Origin of the sequence: Caldicoprobacter sp. (genome assembly GCF_047459465.1) — a bacterium.
Lineage (GTDB): Bacteria > Bacillota > Clostridia > Caldicoprobacterales > Caldicoprobacteraceae > Caldicoprobacter.
Genome location: NZ_VSCO01000053.1, coordinates 1 through 11937, shown reverse-complemented (window position 1 = coordinate 11937; position 11937 = coordinate 1). Strand labels below are relative to the sequence as shown.

Annotated in this window: 8 protein-coding genes; 4 read left to right on the top strand and 4 right to left on the bottom strand. The window is 40.5% G+C overall.

The window, feature by feature from the left end; genetic code table 11:
• The first annotated feature begins 27 nt into the window (after nucleotides 1-27).
• Nucleotides 28-2340: a helix-turn-helix domain-containing protein gene (locus tag FWJ59_RS05030; protein WP_414480891.1), complete on the top strand. Its 2313-nt coding sequence runs from the start codon at nucleotides 28-30 to the stop codon at nucleotides 2338-2340.
• An 8-nt stretch (nucleotides 2341-2348) separates the two neighbouring features.
• Here FWJ59_RS05030 and FWJ59_RS05025 read toward each other — a convergent pair whose 3' ends face one another.
• Complete coding sequence (locus FWJ59_RS05025) at nucleotides 2349-4010, bottom strand: extracellular solute-binding protein (protein ID WP_414480890.1); 1662 nt, start codon at nucleotides 4008-4010, stop codon at nucleotides 2349-2351.
• A 359-nt stretch (nucleotides 4011-4369) separates the two neighbouring features.
• Here FWJ59_RS05025 and FWJ59_RS05020 point away from each other — a divergent pair, with 359 nt between their 5' ends.
• The 3 genes from FWJ59_RS05020 to FWJ59_RS05010 all read left to right on the top strand — a co-directional run bounded on the left by FWJ59_RS05020 (nucleotide 4370) and on the right by FWJ59_RS05010 (nucleotide 7803).
• Nucleotides 4370-5890 carry an extracellular solute-binding protein gene (locus FWJ59_RS05020; protein ID WP_414480889.1) on the top strand — a complete coding sequence of 507 codons (1521 nt, stop codon included), beginning with the start codon at nucleotides 4370-4372 and terminating at the stop codon, nucleotides 5888-5890.
• 102 nt (nucleotides 5891-5992) lie between these two features.
• Nucleotides 5993-6910: an ABC transporter permease gene (locus FWJ59_RS05015; RefSeq protein WP_414480888.1), complete on the top strand. Its 918-nt coding sequence runs from the start codon at nucleotides 5993-5995 to the stop codon at nucleotides 6908-6910.
• A gap of 26 nt (nucleotides 6911-6936) precedes the next feature.
• Nucleotides 6937-7803 (top strand): carbohydrate ABC transporter permease, encoded by an 867-nt coding sequence (locus tag FWJ59_RS05010; RefSeq protein WP_414480887.1) that lies wholly within the window; start codon nucleotides 6937-6939, stop codon nucleotides 7801-7803.
• A 44-nt stretch (nucleotides 7804-7847) separates the two neighbouring features.
• On the opposite strand, the gene sfsA is transcribed toward FWJ59_RS05010, so the two are convergent.
• From sfsA to FWJ59_RS04995, 3 genes are all read right to left on the bottom strand, one after another.
• Nucleotides 7848-8534 (bottom strand): DNA/RNA nuclease SfsA, encoded by a 687-nt coding sequence (sfsA, locus tag FWJ59_RS05005; protein ID WP_414480886.1) that lies wholly within the window; start codon nucleotides 8532-8534, stop codon nucleotides 7848-7850.
• A gap of 620 nt (nucleotides 8535-9154) precedes the next feature.
• Nucleotides 9155-11017, bottom strand: a complete 1863-nt coding sequence (gene feoB, locus FWJ59_RS05000; RefSeq protein ID WP_414480885.1) for a ferrous iron transport protein B — start codon at nucleotides 11015-11017, stop codon at nucleotides 9155-9157.
• Entirely contained in the window at nucleotides 11017-11253 is a 237-nt protein-coding gene (locus FWJ59_RS04995; protein WP_414480884.1) for a FeoA family protein, read from the bottom strand. The genes feoB and FWJ59_RS04995 overlap by 1 nt, the downstream gene beginning before the upstream one ends.
• Nucleotides 11254-11937 lie beyond the last annotated feature (684 nt).

The window sequence follows — 11937 nt, the reverse complement described above, 5'->3', positions numbered from 1 at the left end:
TATTTGGGATATAGGAGGAGAAGATATTTGAAATTTGCTCTTTTCTTAAGAAAGTTAATAAACTCCAAGATATATAGAAATTTTATAGTGTCATATATCGTAATCCTTTTTATACCGCTAATTGTCATGTCTGCCATTGTGCTGTATAATTTTGTAAACGTATTGAAACAGGAAGTGGAAGCAAATCTCACCAACTCTTTTAGAAAGACGGTTGAGTATTTCGATTTGCATGTTCAGAAGCTGCAGGAGATATCGCTTCAGATACAATTAAATGAAATCTTTAGGGAGGTCAATATTCATCAGCAGCCCGACAAAGCCATAACTTTAAAAAAAGAGCTTCAAAAATACAGCGTAAATTCCCTGGCAGACAAAATTTTGGTGTACAGCTACGAAGGGGATTATATACTGTCTGCCGACTATGTTTATTCTTTGAAAGATTTCATCGAGGTATATGTCGAAACAAGTGAGAACAACTTTGACCTCAAAGGATTCAAACATTCAAGCGATAAGGATGGGGTGTTTTACTTTTCAAGAGCCAACCTAACCTTTGGCGCTTCCAAGAACATCATGTACCTAAATAAGCTTCCCTTAAATGGCTTGGAAGATCCCTATCTTATTGTCATTTACGTCATTTCGGAATCGTCGCTGCGGCGTATATTGAACCCAGCAATAATAACTGACGATAGTTACCTATTTGTAAGGGAGCCGGAAACTGGTAAGGTATTGTTTTCGTTTTCAGAATCTAATAATTCTGAAAGATTAATGAAAATATCAGAAAATCTAGAAAATTATCATATAAATTCACAATTTACCCTAGAAGTGGGGGGTAAAGAATTTACGGCATTTGCCGTTACGCCCAGTAATATAGATTTGGAATTCATACAGGTGGTTCCTGCCGACATTTTGGAAAATAAGATCAATAATATAAGGGTTATCTATTTGCTGGGAGTGATTTTGATCTTTGCCATTGGAAGCTTTGTTATTCCGTTATTTGCGAGGATGAATTACTCGCCTGTTAAAAAGCTGAAGGAATATATATACGATATGTTGCCACATAGGCTGGAAAATGGAGAGCAAATGGATGAGATAGAAGTGCTGGAAAACGCCTTATTATATTTTAAAAATGAAAGCAAAGAGCTAAAGAAAATGTCGGATAAATACAGCTATGTTTTCAGGCAATACCTGTTACATTCCTTTATACTTGGACAAGCGAGGCAGATCGAGAATATTCTCGAAAGCTGCAGATTATCGGGACTGATATGGGATAAAAAGTATTACGCAGTGATGGCATTCAAGGTATCGAAAAATATGTATGTTCAAAAGATACGATATATCCAGGAAGTATTGAATCCGCTGTACGAGAATAAAGGATTGCAAATTTTCGTACTGGAGATGAGCGATTTTTCATCCAAGTCCAAGATAGCCATAATAATTGGAAGCGATGAAAATTCTGAAGTCTTGCTGAAAGAATACGCCATATACGTTGTTGAAGCCCTAAAAGAAGAATTTCAAGAGGACGTATCCGTTGGTATAGGAGAATATGTAACGGATGTATTTGATGTACACCTTTCATATAGCCAGGCTTTAAGGGTACTGGATTATAATTCCACCATCTCCAATTCATCAATTATGACCATTTCGGAACTGAATAAGACAACGGAAAAGGAGATGAAGTATCCCGTTAAGCTGTTTGACAAGCTGGAAAAAGCCATACGAGATGCCAATATTTGGGAAATAAAAGAGAGCATGGATGAGCTGATGATGTTCATAAGCACCGAGAATCTAAACGTATATTGGGCCAAGAGCATATGCGTGGACGTTATAACTACTATCTTTAAACAGCTATTGCTGACGGAACAAGACGCCATCATTTTAAAGAAGCCGTATATAGAGAAGATATACACTAGCGACGTGTCTTCCTTCGAGGATATAAAGAAGATAATGATGGAAATCACCGATGACCTAGTTGATTATTTTACCGTTGGGGAAGATGCTTATGAACTGAAACTTTTGAGAAAAATTGCGCAGTATATAAGGCAGAACTACACCAAGCCCGACTTCAGCATCCAAAGCCTTGCAGATCATCTTCATATGACTCCGCCTTATTTAAGCCAGTACTTTAAGAAAAAGACCAATTATACCATATCCGAATATGTTACCAAATTGAGGATGAGAAAGGCCAAGGAGCTGCTGCTAAACACCGACATGAGCATAGCGGATATAGCGGCTGAGGTGGGCTATTACAGCGTTTCCAGTTTTATAAGGAGATTCCGAGAAATGGAAAAGGTTACGCCAGGAGAATACAAGAAGAAATATGCTTCAAAAGAAGGCAAATCATAAAACTACTCTTACTGTGAGTCGAAAAGGTGTTTTATTCTATTGAAGGCATTTTTGTAAATGGCGGTATACTTATCCACCTCAAGCTTTTTAAGCTGGGCCACATATTCGTCCCATTCCTCTTCTATATTGCCGTACACTATCCATTTGGCCTGCATAGTGCTTATATAGTCCAGCAGCTTAGGCTGAATTTTATTGAGTTCCTCAATTTCCTGTAATGTGAACTTATATGGCAGGTTATAAGGATATTTCGTCAAGTAGGGCCTATAAACCCTGCAATCCTCTTCTTTAGTGACGTGGCTGGGCTTGTTATATATAAACTGATCATATGTCTCCTGCGTTATGATGGTAAAGGCTGTGGTAATGGGAGAAGAAAATAGCCAATCGTTGGCATCCACATCTGCCGGCTTATAATCATCATTGGAGGTCCATTTGCCTTCAGCTTCCGGGGATGGTATGAGATACCTCTTTTCAGAGAATTTGGATTCATCGGTTTGAAACATGCCATAGTTCATTTGTACGGCATTTTCGGGCTCCAAAGTGTAGTTTATCCATTTCATCAGCAGTTCGGGGTTTTCGCATTTCTTGGTTATGGCAAAGGACCCTACGTTTATGCCTACTAAAGCCCTATCCCAGCTCTGGTCACCATATGGGCCTATGAGGGGAGGAAGCACTTCATAGTCATTCCACTCTTCTGCTGGTATAAAAGAGAATTTCTTTCTATAATCGGTATATACGCCTATATTTTTATTATACCTGACTTTGTGGGTAAGCAACCGTCTATCCTGTGTAAAAACTTCAGGATCGATCAAGCCTTCGGCGTATAGGGTATGCAGATATTTGACAGCCTCCTTCCATTGCTCCTTATCTGCCGTGAACATGACTTCGCCGTCATCCCGCACGTATATATGGATGGGATTGTCGTTTACTCCAAATGCTCCGAATATCCAAAAGTGCTCTCTCTTTACCTCCCGGTTGATCGGACCGTCCATATACAGGAAGCTAAAAGGTATCTCGTCCTGTATGCCGTTTCCGTTGGGGTCCTGTTCTTTAAAAGCTTTTAGGACATAATAAAACTCTTCTGTGGTTGTAGGCATTTTAAGGCCCAGTTTGTCCAACCATTTCTTTTTTATTATGGCTACAGAATGGGAATCAAATCCCAAGTCTTCAAACTGAGCAAGAGCGTATATATGCCCATCGATACTTCTCGTAATCTCATTATATAGTTCATTAGTTTTTAAAACTTTCTGTATATTTGGTGCATGTTTGGCTATTAGATCATCTAATTCAATTATGGTTCCATCGGCCGCATATCTCTCTATTTCTTCGGATGTGAGACAACCTATTCCAAAAAAGGCATCCGGAAGATTGCCGCTCATGATGGTTATGTTCTTCTGCTCGGTCCAGGATGGCTCGGGAATCAGCTTCCACTCTATGTGTATATTGGTTTCTTCTTCTAGCTTTTTCATAAAGTCGGTCTTGTCTTTTTCGGTTATATTGGGATTCATATCCATGCCCATCAAGTAAAAGGTTACTCGTTCTTCTGACAGAGGTAATGCTTTTTGGTCCTTAGATTTATTATGGGCATTTTCCTTTAGTTGACTTATTGAACTACAACCTACGAGAAAAAATGCCAAAATAGGAATTAAAATATATCTTTTAAGTATCGGCACGAAAGCCCCTCCTTTTGGTCTTTATCCAAAATTAATTATACCATACAAACAAACGATTGCATATTCAACGACGTACAAAAATTAAGGATAGCGAAAATGTTGATTATTATTTTAATTATTGCACATTGTGGGCTCAAATTAGCTATAAAATCTACATTTATAGGTGATGAAAAATAGAATAATAATCTTAAATTAAAGATATCCCATATATCTTGGGTTTTGAATAACTGCATATTTACTTCCCACCTTTTGTCAACTAACATAATAACTAAGCCTTTTGTCACAAATCATGCAAAAGGCCATTTAAGGAGGTAAAGTAAATTAAAGTAAAAAAATAAATAAGGAGGAGGATTATCTGTATGGCTAAAATGAAAAAACTGGTCGTTTTGCTTCTGGTCGCCACCATAGTGGTCTTTAGCTTAGCTGCGTGTTCATCGTCCAAGCCAGCTGGCGATGATAGCTCTAACCAGCAGACCAATGGCGACAATACGGGAAGCAATAATGAGCAAACTTCAGAATCAGAAAAAGAAGTAGAAAAGCCAAGCGAAATTAGATTTATGATCGATGGTACTTTCTTGTTGCCCGACAATGGCCAGGAATATTTGGTAAAAGCTTTTGAGGAAAAAACCGGTATCAAATTGATTGTTAACCAACCAGCGCACAATGAATACTACGAGAAGGTAAACCTGGCATTTGCTACAGGGGAGATACCGGATGTTGTATTGCTTTCGGGAAGCCATTATTTGAACTATGCTATGCAAGGAGCTCTATACGATATCACTGATCTTTATGAAAATTCAGAAGTGAAAAACAGGATTGTAGACCAGGCCATTGTAGATGCTGTGAGGGTAAACGGCAGGCTGTACGGTTTGCCAAAAGAAAGAGGTAATGGTACAGTCACCTATGTGCGCGGTGACTGGCTAAAGAAGCTAGGGATTGACATCCCCAAAAATTATAACGAATTTATCGATATGTTAAGGAAGTTTGCCAATGAAGATCCCGATGGAAATGGCAAGAAAGATACCATTCCTCTTACAGCAGCTGGCCTGATTAACAGCGAATTCCCCATGGACATCTATTTAAGGGAGTTCTATCAAACTGCTACCCCTGACTTTGTACAAAAGGATGGCAAATGGGTAGATGGCATGACAGAGCCTGAAATGAAGGAAGCTTTAAAACGCCTGCAGGATGCATATCAAGAAGGTTTAATAGACAAGGAAATTGTCACCAACAAGACGTCTACCTGCCGAGATAAGTTTTACAGCGGCAAAGTCGGTGTGTTTAACTATTGGGCCGGTCAGTGGAACGAAAACCTTATCGTAAACTTGACGGCAAACGTTCCAGAAGCTGAAGTTACGCCCATCCCGGCAATAGAGGAAACCTACTATATAGAAAGAGCTCCCGTACCGCTTTGCATAACCACGGCCGCAAAGAATCCTGAGGGTATATTCAAATATTTCTTTGAATATATGCTGGATAGTGGAGAAGGGCAAACGTTGTTTACTCACGGCATTGAGGGAATCACTTATGAGATGAAAGATGGAAAAATGGTAAAACTGCCTAGTATACAGAATCCCGACGTGCCGTTTAACAAGATGTTTATCGCCGGGGAACTCTCCATTACGGACTATCAAGACCCCTATGAATACTCTGAGCCTATAGTTAATTCTCTGAAGATATTCAGGGAGAAGGCAGTACAATATAGCTTGTTCCCAACTTCGGAAACATTAACTCAGCTATTGCCCGAACTTAACTCCATAAAGAGCCAAATTGTAGCAAAAATAGTTGTTGATAATTACGACATAGATCAAGGATTGGAAGAGTACAAGAAGCTTGCCAAAGATTATGTGGATGCTATATTGGCTGACCTCAATAAATAAGGCGGTAGTGCAGTAAAGCGAGTTTGATTATGTGTCAACGGGCGTGGTAAAGATGCCCGTTGGCACATTATTTGATTTCTTGGCTGCGTAGGAGGGAATACAGTGCAGGAATTGAATAAGAGAAAAAAGGTATGGAATAAAATCAAGAAGGATAAGTTTTATTATCTGATGTTTTTGCCGGTATTCGTTATGACAATAATATTTAATTATATTCCCATGTTTGGAATACGGTATGCCTTTTACAAGTTTACGCCTTTTAAGAAAGAATTCATAGGCCTAGATAACTTTAAAAATATATTCTTTGGAATCAATAGCCAGCGATTTTGGTTGGCTTTTAAAAATACCATTATTTTAAGCCTGTCAAACTTGATTTTGGGAATTATAGCATCGGTAGTTTTAGCTCTGTTGCTCAATGAAGTTTATAACAAAAAAATAAGGGGAGCTATTCAGACCATTGTTTACCTTCCACACTTTTTGTCATGGGTGGTTACCGCCTCAATCTTTACGATTATACTGTCACCACAGGGCGGCTTTATAAACAGCATATTAGAGGCTATGGGGAAGGAACCCATATACTTTTTGACCAGCGAGAAATGGTGGAGACCTATATTTCTTCTAATATATAGATGGAAAGAGACCGGATGGGGAACCATTATTTACCTTGCGGCTATGACGTCTATCAACCCTCAGCTTTATGAAGCGGCGGAGATCGATGGAGCTGGTAGATGGAGGCAAACTATTTATATTACTATACCCGCATTAATGCCGACCATCTTGGTTGTGTTTGTATTAAACCTAGGGAAGGTTTTAAATATATTTGAATCGGTATTCGTGCTTTATAACTCAATGGTACACAATGTGGCAGACGTTATAGGGACCTTTACCTACAGGATAGGTATGCAGCAAGCCGATTACGGGTTGGGGACGGCAATAGGATTGTTCAAGTCGCTAATCGCGATGATATTGGTTTTGATTACAAACAAAGTTAGTCAAAAAGTCAGAGGTTCTGATATATTGTAAAACAGACACATGGGGTGATATGGTGCATGCAAGAGAAATTTAGCTTCAAACCGGGATATAGAGGGAGGAGCATATTTAGAATATGTAATGGGATTTTTATGGCTTTGCTCGTTGTATCTATGCTAATCCCTTTAATGAAGGTTTTGTCGGATTCTTTTGATAGAAGTACAACTTACGGGATTAACCTGTGGCCACAAAATCCTTCAATTGTAGCGTATAAGACGATATTTTCGGCCAAAGCCCTTTATAGGCCGCTGCTAATCTCGTTTTTAACGACGTCTGCGGGTACTTTTTTGGGGTTGTTGTTTAGCACGTTGGGAGCCTATGTCTTGATTCAAAAGGACTTAATTGGAAGAAGGTTTTTTGCTTTTTTCATATTCTTTACCATGATATTTAGTGGAGGTTTGGTCCCAACTTATTTGGTAATTAAAAATCTTGGTATGACCAATACGCTGTGGGCAGTCATACTGCCTCCCAGCTTAAATGTATATAACATGTTTCTCATGAAAAACTTTTTTGAACAGATTCCTGAAAGCCTTTTTGAGTCTGCCAGCATCGATGGGGCGTCTCCGATGATAGTTTTTGCCAGGATTGTGCTTCCGCTTTCTCTGCCGGCGCTGGCATCAATAGGCCTATTTTTCGGAGTGCAGTTCTGGAATGACTTCTTCAATTATGTGATCTATATCACCAACCCCGATTTGTACAATTTCCAGGTGAAGTTGCGCGAACTTATACTCAGCGAACAGAATTTGACCGACCCTAGTATTGTAGGTTTTGGCAATAGCGTCAGGAATGCCGCCATCATAGTGGCCATGATTCCCCCTATGATCATATATCCGTTTTGTCAGCGGTATTTTATAACGGGTATTACCATGGGAGCGGTAAAGGAATGATGTGTTCAATAAAAATACCGGTATTATAAAAAATACCGGTATTTTTACAATTTCACGGGTATTTTTTCTGAAATTTTTATTTGGTAGGGTGATACCAAGCAGCGATAGGCAAGGACTTCTACCCCCGCTTCAGCGGCTTCTTTGACTTTTTGTGCAAAGGCAGGATCCATATGAGCGTTGGGGCTAAAGCCCTTTGCTATATCCATTTGAGCCACGAATAATAAGACGGCACGATGTCCATCTTTTACTGCTTGAATGAGCCCATCAATGTGTTTGCGCCCTCTCTCGGTAGGAGCGTCGGGAAAGTAGCTCCAGTTTTCCAGTTCCAATGTGACTCCTTTAACTTCAACAAAGCAAATGTTCTTTCCTATAAGCTGTAGGTCAAATCGGCTGTCCCCATATGTGACTTCTCTATTTATGACGGTGTAGTTTTGCAATTCCTGGATGGTGCCGATCTTGATACCTTCTACAGCAAGGGCATTGGGAAGCTGAGAATGTATCGATACCCAGCTCTCTTTCTTTTTTACCATTTGGAGTTCATATTTTGTTTTACGGTGAGAAAACGGGTGATACGAAACGGCCACTTCAGCTCCGGGGTACAGTAGCTCTTTAAGCCGCCCGGTATTAGGGACGTGACATACCACTTCCTTTCCCGATATGTCCACATGTGCGATAAAGCGATTGGGCCTGCATATGAATTTTCCGTAAAGCATGTCATAATCCAGTTTCATGACTTATCAGCTGTAGTGCTACCTCCTTTTGTCTTTACCATTATATCTCATACACATTAGTCTAGATGTTAGCTGTTCATTTCGCTTGTCAACTTTGCAATTGCCAGTAACGTACTTATATTATAAGCCTTTTTGTACTTTTAGTACAGTTTTTTAGGCTTCTGCATAGCCAACAAAATTTTTAGAACACTATTGGATGTTTAAATGGCCGTTCTTGTAGGGGTTAGCATCTTTTTGTAAACCTTACTCCTATGCCGTTAATTTAAAGAATATGCCGTGCATTGCAAGCGGGTTAAGCTTCTTTTGATAGCCAAGCACTGGATATCTCCCAGTGTTTGCTCTTTTTTGTCCTATATTGTTCATTTGCGGAAAAAAGGATGCTGGCTATTATTGACTTTGACTTGAGCTTTTGAAGGGCATATTCCTTTAAAGGAACAGCCATTACAGCCGGCGCACCCCGCATATTTCAGAACAAAGGTATGGCACCTAGGGCACCGATGGTATTTTTCTATATCCACCAGCATCTTGCAGGTGGGACACTGTACATGCATATTTACCACCTCATAAGTTTTTTAATTGGTTTAAGCTTACATCAAGGCCTTTTTGCCATGAAATTAAGGTTACACTATCACCTGCGCTACTATCCCGGCGGTTAAGAAGGAGATGATAAAGCTGCTTACCCATATCAAAATGGCTTCTTTCCAATTTCTCTCTTTGAAGATTACCATGACTGCAGCTATGCAGGGAACGAACAGCGTTATGGCTATCAAGGCTACGACTACCTGGGACGGATTTAATAGGCCTTGGGATACCATGTCATTCAAGCCAGCCGCACCAAAGTCCCTTCGAATTATCCCCATGATGAAAGCTACCGCCGTTTCGCGAGGGAGCTTTAAGAATCCTTCTATGATAGGGGCAAATCCATCGGCTATCAGGTCCAAAATGCCCGTATACTGCAGCACAGAGATTATAACAGTGCCCAGCAAGAAGAGGGGGCCGGCTTCTGTGATGAAGGCCTTGGATTTGACGTAGGTCTTCTTGAGGACATTGCCAATGCGCGGCAGGCGCAGAGGAGGAAGGTCTATCATGAGATCAGTGGATTTTCCAGGAACCACCCTGTTTAAAAGGGTACCGACAACTGCAAAGACTAGCAGGATTACAAACAGATAGAGGGCTGTCATCTTGATGCCCAACGGCCCTAATAAACCAGCTATTACTCCCAGCTGCGCAGAGCAGGGGATGGTCAGGGCAAGAAGCATGGTGGCTATGAATCTCTCTCGCCTGGAACCGAGTATACGCGTAACGATGGTGGCCATGGTAACGCAACCGAATCCTAGTATTATAGGTATGATGGCCCGCCCATTTAAACCGAGGTAGTTCAAGCTTCGATCGGTGAGAACTGCCACCCTGGGTAGATAGCCTGAGTCTTCCATGATAGATAATACCAGATAAAACCCGACTACAAGCGGTAACAGAAGGCCAAACACATAGATGGGTGTCATGGTGAGAACGCCAAATTCACCTATGAGCAGCTGGCCCAAAAAGCTTTCGGTCCCCAGTATGGGCTCCAGTAAATTCATTATGAAGTTGTAGTAATATTCACCCATTATTAGTCCTTCTGTCCACTCAACCACCGTCTGAGCAACGAATACCCCTACGAATTCATATACCAGCCACAATACGACGATCAAAATTGGGATTCCCGTCAGGGGAGATAGCATCCACCTTCCTAATTTCACCGAAAAGGAAGCGCCGCGGTTGGTTTGGCGCATCACCTTTTTGACTATTTCGTCAACCCTTTCACGCCTTGCTTGATAGATCTGTTCCCTCATCCCCTTGATTCCACTTATGTTGTGACGGGCGATGATGCTTTCATCTTCCTCCAGCACCAGCAGGGCTTCAGAGTCTTCATCCACCAGATGGCGAACTGCCTGCAGGTTTTCCTCGACTATGGGGAGCCTATTACCGACCCTTGCACAGTGGAGAAGTGCCTCCTTTATTTCCTCGATACCCTCTCCTTTTACGGCAACGGTGGGGATCACCGGTACCCCCAGCTCCTGGGATAGCTTGTCAACGTCAATCTCTATGCCGTTTTTCTTGACCTCATCCATCATATTGAGAGCCACTACTACCGGCTTACCCATGTCTATGATCTGCTGGGTGAGAAACAAGTCCCGCTCTATATGTAGAGCGTCAACCACGTTGAGAATGATATCAGCGTACAATATGACATCTCTGGCAACCCGCTCTTCGTCATTAAAAGAGGATACTCCGTAAACTCCCGGCGTATCCATCACTACCATATCCTTATATCTTCCTGAACTTATGTCTACCGTCGTTCCAGGGAAGTTGGAAACATCTACGTATGCCCCTGTAAGGGCGTTAAAAAATACCGACTTTCCTACATTGGGATTGCCAACCAGTACGATTTTTTTTGCGTCCTTGTTGATATCGATTTTTTCTGTCATATTATGGCACTGCATTACTTTACATCCCCCTTATCCAGCAATCGAACCTCTATCTTCTTGGCTAGTTCCCTGCCTATGGCTATCTCCTGCATTCCATTTTGGATGATCACCGGACCGGCGGGGAATTTATATGCGCAGGCAAGTTTAGCGCCTTCGTATATGCCGAGGCGTATAGCCTGTGTGCTGATTTGTTTATCCGGAATTGATATTATTTGAAATCTTTGGCCTTTATTTACTTGATTTAGCCTCATAATAACCCTACCTCCTAATTATATAATTGATTATTTTAGGCATGTCCCTTTTGAGGCTTGTAGAGGGCTGGCACCCTGTGTACTGGCCCTGTAATATGATAATGATAATTATTATCAATAAGAAACCCTAGTAAAATACTCTGAATTTTTTTCAACTTCATTTTAATGTAAATGAGAATCATTGTCAATGGGGTATTTTGAAATTCTGTTATCTTTTTGTCATTCTATTGACATATGGTATTTATTGAGGTAGCCTTTAATTAGAACATCAAAATGATTTGCAAGGAATTTTTCATTATCCGTTTTGCTGAATCGTGGTTTATTGAATGCGATTGGGAAAATTGAGTGGATTAGGGGAGAAGGGGGCAAAATGATTATCTAAAAGTGGAGTTTTTAATACTCTGAGTAAAATTTTAATAATGGAGGTTCGAAGATCATATAGAAGAAAGGACAACAAATTTTATTTTCACCTCACTTCACTGGTACTTTTTCTAAAACGCAGTTACAATCAGTTTTTACTCATCTAATAATTAAATTAGCATTGATGAAGCTTATTCCGCCTTTCATACCCTGTAAGCATTCCGCTCTATATTCAGCAATAGCCAAAACCTGTTATATGCCATTCAGTAAGATTTATACCTTTATGTCTGGTTATTTTTTCAGAATATCAATAAGTAAAAATTT